Here is a 17,832-nt window from a genome sequence, read left to right on the forward strand (position 1 = left end):
GATGGACGGTATACTCTGTGTGGACAAGCCGGGGGACCACACCTCGTTCGACGTGATCGCCCGGATACGCGGGATCCTTCATATCCGCAAGGTGGGGCACGGGGGCACCCTCGACCCGATGGCGACCGGCGTGCTGCCGGTCTTCCTCGGCCGGGCGACAAGGTGCTGCGACCTGCTGCCGGTGCAGCGCAAGCGCTACCGGGCCACGGCGCGCCTGGGGATCGAAACCGACACCCAGGACATCACCGGGCGGGTGCTGCGGGAAGAGACTTCCCACGTCACCCGCGCGCAGCTCGAGGCGGCGATGGAGCGTTTTCGCGGCAGCTTTGAGCAGGTGCCGCCGATGTATTCGGCGGTGCAGGTGGGCGGGCGGCGGCTCTACGACCTGGCCCGCAAGGGGATCGAGGTGGAGCGCCCGAGCCGCCGGGTGACTGTCTATGAGCTGGAGCTGCTGGACTTTGACGAGGATGCGCAGATATTTACCTTCGAGGCGGAGTGCTCGAAGGGGACCTATGTGCGCACCCTCTGCTGCGACATCGCGGCGCAGGCGGGCTCGCTTGCCTGCCTCACGGCGCTGCGGCGCACCATGTCCGCCGGGTTCACCCTTTCCCAGTGCGTGACGCTGGAGCAGCTGCAGCTGCTGGCGGGCGAGGGCCGGGCCGAGCGCGCGCTGCTGCCCATCGAGCGGGCCTTCGAGGGCCTGCCGCGGATCGAGCTGAGCGAGGCGCAGGCGCGGATGATCAAAAACGGGGTCAAGCTCGACCTGCGCCGGGTGCGCGGGGGGCAGGCCGCGGGCGCGGTGGCGGTCTTCGGGCCGTCGGGCGAGTTCTTGGCGCATGCGGCAGCGGACCGGGAAAGACAGGAGCTTCGCTCCATCAAGCTCTTCTGCCCCGCCCCGGGGCCCGCCCAGAAGGCGGACGGGAATACGAAATAAAGGAGCCATCAAAGGCGTGAAGCTGATACAATCGCTGCAGGAAATCCATCCTCCCCGGCCGACGGCGGTCGCGCTGGGCTTTTTCGACGGCGTCCATCTCGGGCACCGCGCGGTGGTGGGCGCCGCCGCGGCATATGCAAAGGGGGCGGACGGGCTGTTGCCGGTCGCCTTTTCTTTTTCCACCGCCCGCCACGCGCCGCAAAAGAAGGCGGGCGGGCGGATCTACCCGGATGAGCAGCGCGCGCTGCTGCTGGGCGAGGCGGGCGCGCGGCTGGTGGTGCTGCCGCCCTTCGAGGCGATCGCCTCGATGGAGCCCCGGGAATTCGCCGGGCTGCTGTGCGGCCGTTTGCAGGCTAAAGTAGTCTGCTGCGGGGCGGACTACCGCTTCGCGAAGGGCGGTGCCGCGGGAGTGCGGGAGCTCGAGGAGCTCTGCGGGGAATATGGCGCACACTTGGAAATCGTGAAGCCGGTGACCCTCGGCGGCGAGCGGGTGAGCACCACCCTGATCCGCCAGGCGCTGGCCGCGGGCGAGGTCGAAAAGGCGGCCCGGCTGCTCGGCGGGTGCTACTTCATCGACACGGTGGTGCGCACCGGGCGCCAGATCGGGAGGACGCTGGGCTTCCCGACCATCAACCAGCCCTTCTTCTACAATGCCGCCCTGCCCCGCTTCGGGGTGTACGCCGCCTTTGCCGTCGTCGACGGCAAGCGGCTGCCCGCGGTGGCCAACATCGGGGTCAAGCCCACGGTGGGCGAGCACTTCGCCCCGGGGGCGGAGACCTATATCCTCGACTTTAACCGGGACCTCTACGGGCAGCGGGTGCGCGTTGAGCTGTGCGCCTTTCTGCGGCCCGAGGAGCGCTATGATTCCCTGGAGGAGCTGAAAGGTCAGATCGCGCGGGACTGCGAGCAGGCGCGGCTGCACTGTATAGGTTGAAGGACTTTGTCCTTCAACCCACAAAGGACTTCGTCCTTTGGCCTTCAAAAATGAGGAAAATGTAAAGTTTCCCAAAACAGTTTGATGCGCAGCCCCCTTCGCTTGTGTTTTGGAGCGCCAGGCGGTATAATGCTAGGGACGATCTGATTACTCCAGAGGAGGATTTTTGACTTTGAATATTCTGAGCTTCCTGACCTCCGGGTACATGTTCAGCATCTTGGCGCGTATCCTGGTGCTTTTCACCTGTATCCCGGTGCACGAGTGCGCGCACGGGTGGATGGCGCACCGCCTGGGTGACGACACGGCCAAGAATCAGGGACGCCTCAATTTAAACCCCTTTACCCACCTCGACCTGATCGGCACCCTATCCCTGGTGCTCTTCGGGATCGGCTGGGCGAAGCCGGTGCCGGTCAACCCCTTCAATTTCCGGGGGAACCGCAAGCGCGGCATGGCCCTGACCGCCGCGGCGGGCCCGGCGGCCAACGTGGTGCTGGCCTTTGTCATCCTGATCATCTATAAGATTTTTTACATCATCTGCGGGGTGTTCCACCTCTGGACGGCGGACCTGGCGGTGATCCTCACCCAGATTCTCGGGATCATGGTGACCACCAACATTTCTCTGGCGGTCTTCAACCTCCTGCCGGTCAATCCCCTGGACGGCTCGCGGATCATCGGGGTGTTCCTGCCCGACAAGATTTATTATAAGCTCATCGAATACGAGCGGTACATCTATTTTGCGGTCATCCTGCTGCTCTTCACCGGGGTTCTGGACCGGCCGATCAGCTTTGTGGCGGGCTATGTCTTCAAGGGGCTCAACTTCCTGACCTCCTTTATCGACGTTCTGGCGGGGGTGCTGCTGCGCTGATGGAGGAGCTCAAGTTTAGGGTGCAGGAGTATGAGGGCCCGCTGGACCTGATCCTGCAGCTGATTCAAAAGCACAAGCTGGACATCTACGACATCGAGATTTCCGCCTTGCTCGAGCAGTACATGGCGGCGATCGACGAGTGGCGGGAAAACCAGCTGGACATTGCGAGTGAATTTCTCGAGATGGCCTCCCACCTCGTTTATATCAAGACGGTCATGCTGCTGCCCCGCCACGAGGAGGAGGGCGAGGACCCGCGAAAAGAGCTGACCGGCGCGCTGCTCGAGTACCAGGCCTGCCAGCGGGCGGCCGCCCTGCTCGGGGAGAAAAACCGCGGGGTGGACCGCTTTGTGCGCCCGCCCGAGGAGCACGAGGCGGACATGACCTATACCCTTATCCACCGGCCGGGGGAGCTGCTGGGCGCTTACTTCGGGGCGCTCGGACGGGGCAGGCGGCATCTGCCGCCGCCCAAGACCGCCTTCTCGGGGATCGTTTCCCGGCGGGTGGTCTCGGTGGCCTCGCGGATCGCCTTTGTGCTGAGTAAGCTCTACCGCCGCGCGCGGGTAAACTTCCTCGGGCTCTTCGAGCAGAGCGACCGGCCCGAGATGGTGGCCACCTTCATGGCGGTGCTCGAGCTGATCAAGGACAAGCGGGTGCGCGCCACACCGGACGGCAAGGAGCTGGTGATGTTAAGAAGCGGCCCGGTTCCCGAAACCACGAAGCAGGAAGGGTGACTATGCAGCTACGAGAAAAGCAAAATGAAATACAGGCGATCGTCTTTGCCAGCGGCGAGCCGATCGAGCTTTCCCGCCTTTCCCAGGCGGTGGAGCTGGACGAGAAGGAGACGCTCGGGCTGATTGCGAACATCAACGACCTCTACCGCGAGCAGGAGATCCCCTTCGAGCTGGTGAGGCTGCAGGAGAGCGTGCAGCTCTGCACCCGTTCGCAGTATGCCCCGCTGATCCGGCGGGCGCTCACCCTGCGGCGCAATACCCCGCTCTCCCAGGCGGCGCTGGAGGTGCTGGCGATCGTCGCCTACAACCAGCCGGTGACCAAGGCCTTTGTCGAGCAGGTGCGTGGGGTGGACAGCTCCTCGACGGTCAATTCCCTGGTTGAAAAGGGCCTCATCGAGGAGGCTGGGCGGCTCGAGCTGCCCGGGCGGCCGATCTCCTATAAAACGACCTCCAACTTCCTGCGTTGCTTCTCGCTGGGTTCCCTCGACGAGCTCCCCTCGCTGGAGAGCGCCGGCGAAGACGAGGGCGGGGAGGAACGCCAGCTGGACGGGCAGCTCGGCTTTGAGGAAACCCTCCCCGCCGAGGAGCCCCTCCCTTTGGGAGAAGGGGAAGAGGAATAAGGAGGGCCGCCAGTGGCAATCATGTTATCAGTCCTCGCCATACTGCTCCTGCTTTTGCTCCTGCCCGTCACGCTGCATGTGACCCTCTTCGACGGGGAGCTGCAAACGACGGTGCGCTACCTCTTTTTGCGCTTTCGCTTCCCTTCGGAAAGGGGCGAAGAGCCAAAAGAGGACAAGCCTCCAAAGCGCCGCAGGAAGAAAAAACAGAAGAAGCAGGAGGCCCCGCAGGAGCAAAAGGAGAAGGAGCCCGAAGAAAAGAAGTGGGACTTCGAGGCGGTTAAAAACGCGATCGAGCTCGGGAAAGAGCTGCTCGCCGGCGCCGGGAAGGCGCTGAAAACCCTGCTGCGCGGGGTACGCGTGCGGCAGCTGAAGCTCGAGATCGCGGTGGTCGGGGAGAACGCCGCCGACACCGGGATCAAGAGCGGAAACTACAACGCATACCTGCACACGGCGGCGGCGCTGCTGCAAAACTTCGTTCGTGTGAGAGAGCTCTACCTCAACGTCTATCCCGCCTTTTGGCAGCAGGAGGAGACGATTGCCTTCGAGGGGAAGCTCTCGCTGCGTCCGGTGCGGGCGCTGATGGCGGCGGGCGTGCTGCTGATAGAAAGCATCCCGGCGCTGTTTCGGTACCTGCGCCGCAAAAACGGCGCGGCCGACGCACAGCCAAGGGAAGAGCAAGCACCGGCCGCGGCCGGGGATAAATAGATGTTGAAATTTAAAGGCGGTGTATTTTAGTGGCAAATCCCAATCAGCATCCGTCGGCGGGCCTGGTGGACGCGACGCTGCAAAATTTAAAGAACCTGGTGGACGTCAACACCATCATCGGCGACACCATCCAGCTGCCGGACGGCACCACGATCATCCCGATCTCCAAGGTCTCCTTCGGCTACGGCACGGGGGGCAGCGACATCCCCTCGAAGAACCCGGGCGAGCACTTCGGCGGCGGCACCGGCGGCGGGGTCACCATCGAGCCGATCGCCTTCCTCACCATCCAGAGCGGCACGGTCAAGCTGCTCCAGGTCGACCAGGCGGACAACACCGCCGATAGGATCGTGAACCTCATCCCGCAGATCTTCGACAAGGTCAGCGAGCTGTGCGAGCACGCGAAGGAGAAGAAGGCGGCCGAGAAGGCCGCGCCCAAAAATCAGGACGGCGCCGGAATCTGAGCATACTAGAACCCTCCTTGCCTGCATATGATTACCAGAGAGAATCATTTGCGGGCAGGTGGGTTTTGTGTTAAAACGCGTTTTATCTGGCTTATTGATGTTCTGCCTCCTCTGCGCCCCGGCCGCCGCGGCCGGGGAAGGGGAGGAGGCGCTCACCTCCGCCAAGGCGGCGGTGGTGATGGAGATGAAGACCGGGCGGCTGCTCTACGATCAGAACGGGGAGGAACGCCTTCCCCAGGCGAGCACCACCAAGATCATGACCACCCTTCTGGCGCTCGAGGAGCCGGACATCGACACCTATTTCACGGTTGACTCCGGCGCGGTGCACGTCGAGGGCTCCTCGATGGGGCTGCTCGAGGGGGACCAGGTCTCGCTGCGGGCGCTGTGCTACGGGATGATCCTGCCCTCGGGCAACGATGCGGCCAACGTCACGGCGGTGCGCCTCGCGGGGAGCATCCCCAATTTCGCCAAGCTGATGAACGAGCGGGCAAAGCAGCTGGGCCTTGCGGACACCGCCTTCGTCACCCCCTCGGGGCTGGACGCCGACGGGCACTACACCACCGCGCGCGACCTCGCCGAGCTGACGCGGTACGCGATGGGGGATGAGACCTTCCGGGAGATCTGCTGCCAATACCGGGCGCAGACCAAGTTCGGCAACCCGCCCTTCGAGCGGTGGCTCAAGAACCACAATAAGCTGCTCGAGATGTACGAGAACTGTATCGGCGTCAAGACCGGGTTTACCGACAACGCGGGCCGGGTGCTGGTCTCGGCCGCGCAGAAGGACGGGGTGGAGCTCGTCTGCGTGACCATGGACGATCCGGACGACTGGCGGGACCATGAGAACCTGTACGAGATGTGCTTTGCCGAGCTGAGCGGGCGGGACGTCAGCGCCCTCTTCCCCAAAATCGAGATGCCGGTGGCCGGCGGGGAGGGGCTCGCCCTCGCCGCCGTGGTGGGGGATACCACCCTGCCGCTGCGGGACGGGGAGTACGAGCGGCTGGAGGTCAAAATCAGCGTGCCGCCCTTCGAATACGCGCCGGTACGCGCCGGGCAGCAGGCGGGCCGGGCCGAGCTCTGCCTCGGGGAAGAAACCCTATTGAGCCTGCCCCTGGTCTATGAGGACGAGGTCGCGGCGCTGCACCCCTACCGCGAGCGCCGGGGCGTGATCGGCTGGTTTCAGGATTTATTTCGCAAATAGACAATGGAAGACGTAAAAATTGGAGGACAATGTGGAGCAGATACGGATACAAAAGGTCCTGTCGGACAATGGCATCCTCTCAAGGCGCAAGGCCGAGGAGGCGATCAGCGCCGGGCGGGTGACGGTAAACGGCCGTCCGGCATCCCTGGGACAGAAGATCGACCCCGGCAAGGATTTGATCGCCATCGACGGGAAAAAGGTCGCCACCAGCGGCAAGGTGCGCAAGGTCTACCTGGCGCTGTATAAGCCGCGGGGCTTTGTGACCACCCTCTCGGACGAGATGGGGCGCAAGTGCGTGGCCGAGCTTGTGAAGAACGCGCCGGCCAAGGTCTACCCCATCGGGCGGCTGGACAAGAACAGCGAGGGGCTGCTGCTGCTGACCAACGACGGGGATTTCGCCAACCTGATCATGCATCCCAGCCACCATGTGGCCAAGACCTACCGGGTCACGGTGCGCGAGAAGGTGAGCGAGGATGCGCTGGTCGCCCTCTCGGTGGGGGTGCAGCTCGAGGACGGCAAGACCGCCCCCGCGCAGGTTTCGGTGCTCGAGGAGGAACCGGGGCGCACCGTGCTGCAGATCACCATCTACGAGGGGCGCAACCGCCAGATCAGGCGGATGTGCGAGGCGGTGAACCTCACCGTCGCGCGGCTCAAGCGCACCGCCATCGGCCCGCTGCGCCTCGGCATGCTCGGGCAGGGCAGATGGCGCGAGCTGACCGCGCAGGAGGTCGGGGCGATCCGCAGTGCCGCGCTGCAGGCCGAAAAGCCCCGGCGGGAAAAACCGCAGCCGGGGCCCGCAGCGGGGCGAAGGCAATAACGCCGGGGGAGAAGCTATGCAGATTGAACATGCGGCCATGTATGTAAACGACCTGGAGGGGGCGAAGGAGTTCTTCGTCCGCTATTTCGAGGCGCGGGCAAACGGCGGGTACTACAACGTCAAGACGGGGTTCCGCTCCTACTTTCTCTCCTTCGACGGGGGCGCCCGGCTGGAGATCATGACCCGGCCCGCGCTGAAAGAGGGGGAGAAGGACCCGCTGCAAACAGGGCTTTCCCATATCGCCTTCCAGGTGGGGAGCGAGGAGGAGGTCCGGGCGCTGACCGAACGGCTGCGCGCGGACGGCTTCCAGCTGCTCAGCGGCCCCAGGACGACGGGCGACGGATACTATGAAAGCTGCGTGGCCGGCTTCGAGGGCGTTCAGGTGGAGATCACCGCCTGAGGCGCCTGTGTGATGATAAATGGACCGGCGGGCGGGGGGAAACCTTCGCCCGCCTTTTATGAAAGGATGTTGAAACCATGCTGACCATCAAACTGACCGCGCCGGACACCTATACCGCCAAGGAGGGCGGGAAGGAGCTCGGAAGCTGCCGCTTCGCCGTCGAGGGGGACACCCTCACCATCACCCGGGCCGAGACCCTGGAGGGGGACGGCTTCCTGCTCGACGGGCTGCTGCGCGCCGCCCTCTTCTACGGCTATGAGCGCGGCTGCGCCTACGGCGTAATCGGCGAGGCGGTGGGGGAGGGCTGCCAGAGGCAGCTGCAAGCGCTGGGACTACAAGCGGGCGTCAAGCTGCGGCAGGAGGACCTGCCAAGGCATTGCGGCTGCTAGGACATTTTTGGCAGGGCGGGAGGACGCAAAGCGCACTCAAAAAACATGAATTTCTGCCGGAAAACAGCTTGTTATTTATTAGACGAAGGTGTATAATAAACCTTGATTACGCGATTTCCCGTCTTGCCGGGCCGGCAGGCGCGGCAGGGCGGCGTGAGGCAGTTTAATTACTTAAAAAATACAGGAATGGAAATGGAGGAAAAAAGATGAGTGAACAAACGAAACTCGAAAGGCTTTCAGCCGCTCGTCTTGAGGCCGGGAAGGCTTCTTCTGCCCGTGAAAGGCTGGTAAAGCTGTTTGATGAAAACACCTTTGCCGAGCTGGACGCTCTCGTGAAATGCGGGGGGGCCGGGTGCGGAGTCATCACCGGTTACGGCGAGATCGACGGGGCGACCGTGTTCGCGTTCTCTCAGGACGTCTCGGCGCGCGGCGCGGCTGTCGGCAGCAGTCAGGCGAAAAAGATCGTGAAGCTTTATGAGATGGCGGTCAAGACCGGCGCGCCGGTGGTCGGGGTCTATGACTCCAAGGGCGCCGACATCGCCGAGGGCAACGGGATGCTCGCCGCTTACCGCGAAATCCTTTCGGCGGCAAACAACCTCTCCGGCGTGGTACCCCAGGTTTCTTTGGTGCTGGGCGTCTGCGGGGGACTGAGCGCGATGGCGGCCTGCGCGGCCGACTTCGTGATCATGAGCGAAAAGGCCGAGCTCTTCTTGACCCCTCCGGCCGTGGCCAAGGACGGTGCGGTCGCCGGCACCGCCGAGGCGGCGCAGAAGTCCGGCACCGCCCAGATCGTAACAAGCGACGAGGACGAGGCGATCGCCAAGGCCCGCCAGCTCCTTTCCATGCTGCCGGCCAACAACCTGTCGGCCGCCGCCACCTTTGATTTTTCCGAGCCGCAGACGGCTTCGCTGCTCGACACCATCGAGAGCACCCTCGGCGAGACCACCAAGTGCGACCTGGTGCGGGCCATCGCGGACGAGGGCAGCTTCCTGCTGATCGGCTCCGGCTTCGGCCAGGGCGCGCACACCGCGCTGTGCACCCTCTCCGGCTTCACCGTGGGCATGGTCACCGCCGGCGGCGTGCTCGACCACGACGGCGCGGCGCGGATCGCCCGCTTCGTCTCGGTCTGCGACAGCTTCCAGATCCCGGTTGTCACCATGATCAACACCGAGGGCTTCGCCCCCGCCGGCGCTGAGGAGCTCGCGGGCTCGATCCGCGACATTGCGCGCCTCTCGCACGTTTACGCCGAGGCCACCACCCCGAAGGTCGCCCTGATCACGGGCAGCGCCGTCGGCAGCGCCTATGTGGCCCTCTCCCAGGCCGATCTCACCCTGGCCTGGCCGAACGCTTCCATCAGCGCCCTGCCCGTGTCCGCGGCGGTCGCCTTCCTAAAGGGCGGCGAGATCACCGCCCAGAAGAGCCGCGAGCAGGTCGAGGCCGAGTATAAGGACAACGAGGCTTCGGCGCTCAGAGCCGCCGAGGAAGGCTTCGTCAGCGACATCATCGATCCGAAGGACACCCGCGAGAAACTGATCAAGGCTTTGGACATGCTCTCCGGCAAGCGGGTCAGCCGTCTGCCCAAGAAGCATTCCAACCTGCCGATGTAAATAATCGCCCGAAAAATCAAGGAGGTATTTGAAAGATGAAAAGATATACCGTCACCGTCAACGGCAAGGCTTACGACGTTTCTGTGGATGAGGTCGGCGCCGGCGCGCCGGCCGCCGCGCCCGCCCCGGCTGCTGCTCCGGCTCCCGCCGCCGCTCCCGCCCCGGCCGCTGCCCCGGCTCCCGCCGCTGCGGCCCCTGCCGCCGCTGGCGCCGGCGCCGTGAAGGTCAACGCCCCGATGCCCGGCAACATCCTGGACGTCAAGGTCAAGGCCGGCGAGAGCGTCAGCGAGGGCCAGCCCCTGGTCATCCTCGAGGCGATGAAGATGGAGAACGACATCGTGGCCCCCAAGGCGGGCGTTGTCGCCGCCGTCCACGTCAAGAAGGGCGACGTGGTCAACTCCAACGATCTGCTCGTTTCGCTCGACTAATCGTTTTTGAGGATTCAATCTGACAAGGAAAGGGGTTTATCGAACACATGGGTAAACTGAAAATTACCGAGACCGTCCTGCGCGACGCGCATCAGTCCCTGATCGCGACCCGCATGTCGATGGCCGATATGGAGCCGATGTTAAAGCCGCTGGATGAAGTCGGCTTCTACTCCTGCGAAGTGTGGGGCGGCGCGACCTTCGACGCGTGCATCCGCTTCCTGGACGAGGACCCGTGGGAGAGGCTGCGCATCATCCGCAAGAACATGCCCAACACCAAGCTGCAGATGCTCTACCGCGGCCAGAACATGCTGGGCTACCGCCATTACGCCGACGATCTGGTCGAGTATTTCGTGCAGAAGTCGGTTGCCAACGGGATCGACATCATCCGCATCTTCGATGCGCTCAACGATATCCGCAACCTGGAGACCTCGATCAAGGCCGCCAAGAAGGAGGGCGCGCACGCCCAGTGCGCCATCTCCTACACCCTGAGCCCGGTGCACAACATCGAGTATTTCGTCAAGCTGGCCAAGTCCTATGAGGACGCGGGCGCCGACTCGATCTGCATCAAGGACATGGCCGCGCTGATCACCCCCTATGCGGCGCAGGAGCTGGTGCAGGAGCTCAAGAAGAACATCAAGGTTCCCGTCCAGCTGCACACCCACTACACCTCCGGCCTCGCCTCGATGGCGATCATCAAGGCGGTCGAGGCTGGCGTCGACATTGTGGACACCGCGATGTCCCCGCTGGCGCTGGGCACCTCCCACGCGCCGACCGAGTCGATCGTGGCGGCCTTCCAGGGCACGCCCTACGACACGGGGCTCGATCTCGACAAGCTCAACGTGGTGCGCGCACACTGCGCCAAGCTGCGTGAAAAGTACCTGGCCAACGGCCTGCTCAACCCGAAGGTGCTGGGCGTGGACGCCAACACCCTGCTCTATCAGGTCCCGGGCGGCATGCTCTCCAACCTGATCTCCCAGCTCAAGCAGGCGGGCAAGGAGGACCAGTTCGAGGAGGTCCTCAAAGAGGTCCCGCGCGTGCGCGAGGACTCCGGCTTCCCGCCGCTGGTTACCCCGACCTCCCAGATCGTGGGCACCCAGGCGGTGTTCAACGTCATCATGGGCGAGCGGTACAAGATGGTCACCAAGGAGTTCAAGGGCCTGGTGCGCGGCGAGTACGGCCGCACCCCCGCCCCGATCGACCCCGCGTTCCGGGAGAAGATCATCGGCGACGAGAAGCCGATCGACTGCCGGCCGGCCGACCTGCTGGAGCCCGAGGTCGAGAAGATGCGCGCCGAGGTTCCCGCCGAATATCTCGAGCAGGAGGAGGACGTCCTCACCTGGGCGATGTTCCCGCAGGTGGCGCCCAAATTCTTTGAGAAGCGCAAGAACAAGAAGTACGGCGTGGACGGCGAGCATGCCGACAAGAAGGACATGGTCCATCCCGTCTGAGATAACGAAAAAACCCCCGGCGAAAGCCGGGGGCTTTTTGTTGTCATATGGAACGGAGTGTGTTAAAATAAGGGAAAGAAGAAACGGGGGATAGTCGATGGAGGAGCTCGAACACGCGCAGCAGGAAGAAGCGTTTTTCACGGTGGAATCGGTCATCACGCCGAAGGACTACCGGGCGCTGTACTATTTCAATATCTTCCATAAAAACAAAACCATTAAGGTGCTCAGCGTGGTGATTGCCGCCTGCATGCTGGTCGTTCTGTCCTCGGCGCTGATACTGGATGACAGTAAAATGCTGACGCGGGCAATTACTTTCATCGTGGTGGTATTCCTGGCTGAGTGGGGCGTGCTGGAGCTCGGGGTGCGCCGGATCATCAAGGGGGACACCATTTCGATTAACAATCCCAGCGGGCACACCCTTTACCGCGACCGGATCGAGGTGTTTTCCCAAAAGACCGAAGGGCACGCCACCTACACCTGGGAGATGGTCACCGACGCCTGGCAGACCCGGGAATATTTTTACCTCTTCCTCGGCGTGTCCCATGTGATCATCCTGAAAAAGCAGGGCATGGGCCGGCAGGAGATCGGCCTGCTCGACGGCTTTTTGCATGAGCGCTACGGTAAAAAGTATCACAGTAAAATAAGATAGCGGAAAACAAGCGCCCTCCGGTTATGCCGGAGGGCGCTTACATATTCAACGTTTCTTATGACTCGAGCGCAAACTCCTCGCGCAGCACCCGCAGCGCATCCCCCAGATGGGCCGAGGTCACCAGCAGGGAAATATCTACCTCCGAGGTGGTGATCAGCATGAGGTCGCATTTGGTCTTGGCCAGCGCCGCGAGGGCTCTGGCGGCGATTCCCGGGGTGCCGGGCATCTGCTCGCCGTAAAGCTGGATTTTGACATTCCCACCGGCGATCAGGGGTTTGATGGAGGGGTGCTCCTCCCGGAATTCGTTGATCAGCTCGAGCACCTGCACCAGCTTTTCACTTCCAACCGTGAAGGAGACGCTGGTGTTTTCCCCCTTGGGCGCGGACTGGGAGATCATGTCGATGTCGATCCCCGCCTCGCCGAAGCGCAGGAAAATTTCCGAGATCAGCCGCAGGTCCGCGGGAATTTTGGAAAAGGTGATGAGGGAAGCGTCCTCCGTCACCGTGATTTTATCTACGCCGTACATATGAACCTCCCCGTCGCAGTGGCGACCCAAACTGAGTTTACTCGCATAAGGATTTTTTGTTGCTTGTTAACATATTTTACACCAAATCGCCCATGTCGTAAAGACCCGGGGCGCGATCCTGCAAAAAAATTGCGGCCCGCAGCGCCCCGGCGGCGAAGACCCGCTTGGAGGAGGCCGAGTGGGACAGGGTGATCACCTCGTCCTCCCCGCAGAAGAGCACCTCGTGCTCCCCCACGATGGTCCCCCCGCGCACCGAATGGATGCCGATCTCATTTTTCGGCCGCTTCATCCGGCGGGAGTGCCGGTCGTAGACATATTGCGGGGCGGGGGACAGCTCCCCTGCCAGCGCGTCGGCGAGCATGAGGGCGGTGCCGCTGGGCGCGTCGAGCTTCTGGTTGTGGTGCCGCTCGATGATCTCGATATCATATTCCCCGCCGAGCACCTGCGCGGCCCGCTTGCAGAGCTCGCGCAGCAGGTTGACCCCTAGGGACATGTTGGCTGAAAAGAAGATCGGGATTTCGCTTGCCGCCTCGTGGATGGCGCCGATCTGCTCCTCTCGAAGCCCGGTGGTGCAGATCACCGCGGGCAGCCGCCGTTCCCTTGCCAGGGCCAGCAGCCCCTGGCAGAGGTCGGGATGGGAGAAGTCCACCAGCACCCCGTTTGGCCCGTCGTACTGCTCAGGGGAGGGGAAGATAGGAAACGGAGCCCCGGGGAAGTGGCGGCGGTCGATCCCCGCCGCCACTTGGCAGTCCTCCCTTGCGGCGGCGAGAGCCGCGACCGCGCGGCCCATCTGACCGCAGGCCCCGCTGAGAATCAGCTCGGTCATGGTTACAACCTTTCCTTTCCCGGGGATCGGCGCCTGGGTGCAATCCCCAACATCCTTTTAAAGTGGCTACGAAAGCGCTCCGGCTTCCAAAAGGGCGTCGCGCAGGCGGGCGCGGCCCTCATCGGTCATCTCGACGAGCGGCATGCGGCAGGGACCGGCCTCCCGGCCCATGAGGTTCAGTGCCTCCTTGACCGGGATGGGGTTGACGTCCGAGAAGAGCGCCTCAATCAGAGAATGGTAGCGCAGCTGCAGCGCGCAGGAGCGCTTTACATCGCCGTCGAAATAGGATTGGCAGATTTCGTGGGTCTCATGCGGCAGCACATTGGAGAGCACCGAGATGACCCCCTTGCCGCCGAGCGAGAGGATGGGGACGATCATGTCGTCGTTCCCGGAGTAGATGTCGAGCTCTTCGCCGCAGGCGGCCGCGATCCCGGTGACGAGCTGGATGCTCCCCGAGGCCTCCTTGACCGCTACGATGTTCGGATGCTTGGCAAGCTCCCTGAAAGAATCAATGGAAATTCCCATCCCGGTGCGGGAGGGGACGTTATAGAGGATCACCGGAAGGTCGGTCGCCTCGGCGACGCTCAGGAAATGGCGCACCAGCCCGCGTTGGGAGGTCTTGTTGTAGTAGGGGGTGACGTGCAGCAGCGCGTCGGCCCCGGCGGCCTTGGCCTCCTTGGACATCCAGATCGAATACTCGGTGTGGTTGCTCCCCGCCCCGGCGACGACCGGGACCCGCCCGGCGGCGTATTCCACCGCGGCGGCAATGGTATGTACATGCTCCTCGTCGGTCATGGTGGCGCTCTCGCCGGTGGTCCCGCAGATGACGATGGAGTCGGTCCCTTCCTCGATCTGCCAGTCGATCAGCGCGCGCAGCTTTTCGAAGTTGATCGAGCCGTCCTCATGCATGGGGGTGACGATGGCGACGCCCGCCCCGCGAAAGATTGTTTTTTTCATGCTTGGTCCCTCCAAAGGTGATGATGGTGGTGGGCTTTCGGCACTGCGGGCGGGCGATAAGGGGATCAGTCGAGATAGCCCTTTGCCGCGAGCAGCTCTGCCATCAGCACGGCGCCGCCCGCCGCGCCGCGCAGGGTATTGTGGGAGAGGCAGACGAATTTATAGTCATACTGGCTGTCCTCGCGCAGCCGTCCGATCGAGACGGCCATCCCGTTTTCCAGGTTGCGGTCAAGCCGCGCCTGCGGGCGGTCGTTTTCCTCGAAGTAGTGCAGAAGTGACTTCGGCGCGCTTGGAAGCGAGAGCTTCTGCGGCTCGCCGGAAAACTCCCGCCAGCAGCGCTTGATTTCCTCGAGGGACGGCTTGCGCTCGAAGGAGACGAACACCGCCGCCGTGTGGCCGTCGGACACCGGTACGCGCAGGCACTGGGTGGTGATCGAGGGGCCGGCGGCGTTTACGATCTCGCCGTCCACGACTTCCCCCCAGATTTTGAGCGGCTCGCACTCGCTCTTCTCCTCCTCGCCCCCGATGTAGGGCACGACGTTATCGATGATCTCGGGCCAGGAGCTGAAGGTCTTGCCCGCCCCGGAAATTGCCTGATAGGTGCAGGCGAGGGCCTTGGTCACGCCGAAGCCCATCAGCGGATGGAGCGCCGGGACGTAGCTTTGCAGCGAGCAGTTGGACTTGACGGCGATGAAGCCGCGGCGGGAGCCCAGGCGCTTGCGCTGGTGTTCGATCACGGCGGCGTGGTCGGCGTTGATCTCGGGGATGATCATCGGCACGTCGGGGGTGTGGCGGTGGGCGGAGTTGTTGGAGATGACCGGGCACTCGAGCTTGGCGTAGCGCTCCTCGAGCGCCTTGATCTCCTCCTTTTTCATGTCCACCGCGCAGAAGATGAAGTCCACCGACGCGGCGATCCGCTCAGCGTCCGAACTCGCGTCCAGCACCACCATGTCCCGCACAAAGGCCGGGATGGGGGTGCTCATGGCCCAGCGTTCGCCGACCGCTTCGGCATAGGGCTTTCCCGCGCTGCGCGCCGAGGCGGCGAGGGCGGTGATATGAAACCAGGGGTGCTCGCTCAGCAGTGTGATGAAGCGCTGCCCGACCATCCCGGTCGCGCCGACGACGGCGACTCGATAATTTTTCATGACGTTCTCTCCTCTGTTAATAGATTATGCGGGTGTGCGGTTTTTGGCTTTCGGATTTCGGATAATAAAAAAACCGGTTGAAAACCGGCATGCATTACAATATAATAGAACTTAGCGCCTGAGGCGGCGCGCGGGCTGCGGCACGCCGCCATGCGGGCGTGGCACCCCGTCGTACCATCCTCAAAAAAGCGATAGCGCTCCATCATATTGCATGATGACAGTCATTTTCCTGTTCGGACAACTGACCAGAAAGCGGCGCGGACCGGCCCACGCTCTCTTCGGCAGCCCACCCTTTCCATGCGCGGCTGATGGCGAAATCGGTCCTTTCTCGCCGCGCTGTACTTTTGAAGGCTGCGCCTCTATCCTGTTATTTTCCTTGTCTGTCCATCCTGCACGGACAGCCTGCAAAGGGCTTCGCCGTGCGGATATTACACATATCTTAGCATTGTAAAGCGCTGATGTCAACAAGTTTTGAAAGTTGTGATAAAATGGATAAATTTGAAAGCGGTTCGTGGAATAAATCCGACTTCTGGTTCGAGCTTCCCGAGCACCTGATCGCCCAGACCCCCATCACCCCCCGCGACCACTCGCGGATGATGGAGATTTCCCGCGCCGGCGGCGTGATCAGCCACCGGCATTTTTACGACCTGCCGCAGGCGCTCAAAAAGGGCGACCTGCTGGTGATCAACGACTCCAGGGTCCTGCCCGCGCGGCTCTACGGCGAGAAGCGGGAGACTGGCGGCGCAATGGAGTTCCTGCTGCTCGAGCAGAAGGAACAGGATATCTGGGAGGTGCTGGTCCGCCCGGGCAAGCGCGCCAAGGAGGGGGCCCGCTTCGTCTTTGGCGGCGGGCTGCTCGAGGGGGAGGTGCTGACGACCGTCGAGGGCGGCAACCGGCTGGTGCGCTTTTCCTACGAGGGGAGCTTCTACGAGGTGCTGGAAAAGATCGGACAGATGCCCCTGCCCCCCTATATCACCCAGAAGCTGGAGGACAAGGAGCGCTACCAGACCGTTTACTCGAAGGAGGTCGGCTCGGCCGCCGCGCCGACGGCGGGATTGCACTTCACCCCCCGCCTGATGGAGGAGCTCGAGGGAATGGGGGTGCGCTTTGCCAGCGTCACGCTGCATGTGGGGCTCGGGACCTTCCGCCCGGTCAAGGTGGACGACATCAAAGAGCACAAGATGCATTCTGAGCACTACTTCGTCCCCGAAGAGACTGCCCGCCTGGTCGAAGAGACCAAGGCTGCCGGCGGCCGGGTGATCGCGGTGGGGACCACCAGCACCCGCACCCTGGAATCAGTCTATGCAAAGTACGGGAAAATCATCCCCTGCGAGGGGTACACCGATATTTTTATCTATCCCGGCTACCGCTTCGGGGTGCTCGACGGGCTGATCACCAACTTCCACCTGCCCGAAAGCACCCTGATCATGCTGGTTTCGGCCTTCCTGGGGTATCGGGAGACGATGGAGGCCTACCGCGAGGCGGTGCGCGAGCAGTACCGGTTTTTTTCATTCGGCGATTGTATGCTGATTCTATAACGGAGGAATTATGGAGCTTAAATTTCGCAACGTCACCAAGTCGGACCAGCGGGCGGTGGAGGAGCTGACCCGCGAGGCGTTCTGGAACGTCTACGCCCCCGGGTGCGACGAGCACTACCTGGCGCACCTCTTATGGCAAAGCGGAGCGCTCATCCCCGAGCTGGCGCTGATCGCCGAGCTGGACGGGGAGCTTGCGGGGAACATCCTCTATACCCGCGCCGGGATCGTGGACGGGCAGGGGGAGGAGCACGCGGTCGCCACCTTCGGGCCGGTGAGCGTGCGGCCAAAGCTGCAAGGGCGCGGGATCGGGCAGAAGCTGATCGAACACTCGCTCTCCCTCGCGCGCGGGATGGGAATCCCCGCCGTCTTCATCTATGGGGACCCGGATTATTACCGGCGCTGCGGGCTGCTGCCGGCCGAGCGCTTCGGGGTGCGCAACCGGGAGGGGAAATTCGCCGCCGCGCTGCAGGGGATCGAGCTGCTGCCCGGGGCGTTGCGGGGGATCACCGGGCGCTTTGCCGAGGACCCGGTATTTGAGATCGATCCCGCCGCCTCCAAGGAATTTGACCGCTCCTTCCCAAAGAAGGAGAAGGGCTACGCCCCCTCGCAGGACCGTTTTTTGGAGCTTGTGGGGATGGTACACGACTAAAATAA

The 17,832-nt window shown here is 63.2% G+C and carries 21 protein-coding genes and 1 riboswitch; of the genes, 17 read left to right on the top strand and 4 right to left on the bottom strand.

The genetic code is table 11. The features are described 5' to 3' along the window. Position 1 precedes the first annotated feature (1 nt). The 15 genes from truB (at position 2) to EDD78_RS08745 (ending at position 12,186) form a co-directional block, all read left to right on the top strand. Positions 2-934, top strand: a complete 933-nt coding sequence (truB, locus tag EDD78_RS08675; RefSeq protein WP_079700062.1) for a tRNA pseudouridine(55) synthase TruB — start codon at positions 2-4, stop codon at positions 932-934. A 16-nt stretch (positions 935-950) separates the two neighbouring features. Next, positions 951-1,868 carry a riboflavin biosynthesis protein RibF gene (gene ribF, locus EDD78_RS08680; RefSeq protein WP_165873170.1) on the top strand — a complete coding sequence of 306 codons (918 nt, stop codon included), beginning with the start codon at positions 951-953 and terminating at the stop codon, positions 1,866-1,868. 172 nt (positions 1,869-2,040) lie between these two features. Continuing rightward, entirely contained in the window at positions 2,041-2,733 is a 693-nt protein-coding gene (locus tag EDD78_RS08685) for a site-2 protease family protein (RefSeq protein ID WP_242942202.1), read from the top strand. Continuing rightward, complete coding sequence (locus tag EDD78_RS08690; protein WP_132084692.1) at positions 2,733-3,464, top strand: segregation and condensation protein A; 732 nt, start codon at positions 2,733-2,735, stop codon at positions 3,462-3,464. The genes EDD78_RS08685 and EDD78_RS08690 overlap by 1 nt, the downstream gene beginning before the upstream one ends. A 2-nt stretch (positions 3,465-3,466) precedes the next feature. Then, positions 3,467-4,084 (top strand): SMC-Scp complex subunit ScpB, encoded by a 618-nt coding sequence (gene scpB, locus EDD78_RS08695; protein WP_132084693.1) that lies wholly within the window; start codon positions 3,467-3,469, stop codon positions 4,082-4,084. Positions 4,085-4,096: 12 nt separating this feature from the next. Then, positions 4,097-4,789, top strand: a complete 693-nt coding sequence (locus EDD78_RS08700) for a DUF2953 domain-containing protein (RefSeq protein ID WP_132084694.1) — start codon at positions 4,097-4,099, stop codon at positions 4,787-4,789. A gap of 29 nt (positions 4,790-4,818) precedes the next feature. Continuing rightward, positions 4,819-5,250, top strand: a complete 432-nt coding sequence (ytfJ, locus tag EDD78_RS08705; protein ID WP_079700057.1) for a GerW family sporulation protein — start codon at positions 4,819-4,821, stop codon at positions 5,248-5,250. Positions 5,251-5,317: 67 nt separating this feature from the next. Next, positions 5,318-6,448 (top strand): D-alanyl-D-alanine carboxypeptidase family protein, encoded by a 1,131-nt coding sequence (locus EDD78_RS08710; protein ID WP_143533599.1) that lies wholly within the window; start codon positions 5,318-5,320, stop codon positions 6,446-6,448. A gap of 31 nt (positions 6,449-6,479) precedes the next feature. Continuing rightward, on the top strand, positions 6,480-7,265 hold the full coding sequence (locus EDD78_RS08715) for a pseudouridine synthase (protein WP_079700494.1): 786 nt from the start codon (positions 6,480-6,482) through the stop codon (positions 7,263-7,265). A 16-nt stretch (positions 7,266-7,281) separates the two neighbouring features. Beyond that, positions 7,282-7,665: a VOC family protein gene (locus tag EDD78_RS08720; RefSeq protein ID WP_079700055.1), complete on the top strand. Its 384-nt coding sequence runs from the start codon at positions 7,282-7,284 to the stop codon at positions 7,663-7,665. 77 nt (positions 7,666-7,742) lie between these two features. Further along, a complete protein-coding gene (locus EDD78_RS08725) occupies positions 7,743-8,054 on the top strand; it encodes a hypothetical protein (protein ID WP_132084695.1) in 312 nt (103 codons plus the stop codon). A 206-nt stretch (positions 8,055-8,260) separates the two neighbouring features. After that, positions 8,261-9,661: a carboxyl transferase domain-containing protein gene (locus tag EDD78_RS08730; RefSeq protein ID WP_132084696.1), complete on the top strand. Its 1,401-nt coding sequence runs from the start codon at positions 8,261-8,263 to the stop codon at positions 9,659-9,661. A gap of 35 nt (positions 9,662-9,696) precedes the next feature. Then, the gene (locus EDD78_RS08735; protein ID WP_132084697.1) at positions 9,697-10,089 is read left to right on the top strand and encodes a biotin/lipoyl-containing protein; all 393 of its coding nucleotides are present in this window, start codon (positions 9,697-9,699) and stop codon (positions 10,087-10,089) included. Between the two features lie 47 nt (positions 10,090-10,136). Beyond that, a complete protein-coding gene (locus EDD78_RS08740; RefSeq protein ID WP_079700051.1) occupies positions 10,137-11,537 on the top strand; it encodes an oxaloacetate decarboxylase subunit alpha in 1,401 nt (466 codons plus the stop codon). A 97-nt stretch (positions 11,538-11,634) separates the two neighbouring features. Next, positions 11,635-12,186, top strand: a complete 552-nt coding sequence (locus EDD78_RS08745; protein ID WP_079700050.1) for a YcxB family protein — start codon at positions 11,635-11,637, stop codon at positions 12,184-12,186. Between the two features lie 55 nt (positions 12,187-12,241). Here EDD78_RS08745 and EDD78_RS08750 read toward each other — a convergent pair whose 3' ends face one another. The 4 genes from EDD78_RS08750 to asd all read right to left on the bottom strand — a co-directional run bounded on the left by EDD78_RS08750 (position 12,242) and on the right by asd (position 15,640). Next, positions 12,242-12,712 carry an ACT domain-containing protein gene (locus tag EDD78_RS08750; protein ID WP_079700049.1) on the bottom strand — a complete coding sequence of 157 codons (471 nt, stop codon included), beginning with the start codon at positions 12,710-12,712 and terminating at the stop codon, positions 12,242-12,244. A gap of 76 nt (positions 12,713-12,788) precedes the next feature. Next, positions 12,789-13,538: a 4-hydroxy-tetrahydrodipicolinate reductase gene (gene dapB, locus EDD78_RS08755; RefSeq protein WP_132084698.1), complete on the bottom strand. Its 750-nt coding sequence runs from the start codon at positions 13,536-13,538 to the stop codon at positions 12,789-12,791. Between the two features lie 66 nt (positions 13,539-13,604). After that, entirely contained in the window at positions 13,605-14,495 is an 891-nt protein-coding gene (dapA, locus tag EDD78_RS08760) for a 4-hydroxy-tetrahydrodipicolinate synthase (protein WP_132084699.1), read from the bottom strand. A gap of 65 nt (positions 14,496-14,560) precedes the next feature. Beyond that, a complete protein-coding gene (asd, locus tag EDD78_RS08765) occupies positions 14,561-15,640 on the bottom strand; it encodes an aspartate-semialdehyde dehydrogenase (RefSeq protein ID WP_132084700.1) in 1,080 nt (359 codons plus the stop codon). A 184-nt stretch (positions 15,641-15,824) separates the two neighbouring features. Further along, a riboswitch (Lysine riboswitch) is annotated at positions 15,825-16,010 on the bottom strand. Between the two features lie 118 nt (positions 16,011-16,128). On the opposite strand from asd, the gene queA reads away from it, so the two are divergent. Further along, complete coding sequence (gene queA / locus EDD78_RS08770) at positions 16,129-17,178, top strand: tRNA preQ1(34) S-adenosylmethionine ribosyltransferase-isomerase QueA (RefSeq protein WP_132084701.1); 1,050 nt, start codon at positions 16,129-16,131, stop codon at positions 17,176-17,178. A 10-nt stretch (positions 17,179-17,188) separates the two neighbouring features. Further along, entirely contained in the window at positions 17,189-17,827 is a 639-nt protein-coding gene (locus tag EDD78_RS08775; protein ID WP_132084702.1) for a GNAT family N-acetyltransferase, read from the top strand. The last annotated feature ends 5 nt before the right edge of the window (positions 17,828-17,832 follow it).

Origin of the sequence: Harryflintia acetispora, assembly GCA_004340125.1 — a bacterium.
In the GTDB taxonomy this organism is placed as follows: Bacteria; Bacillota; Clostridia; order Oscillospirales; family Ruminococcaceae; genus Harryflintia; species Harryflintia acetispora.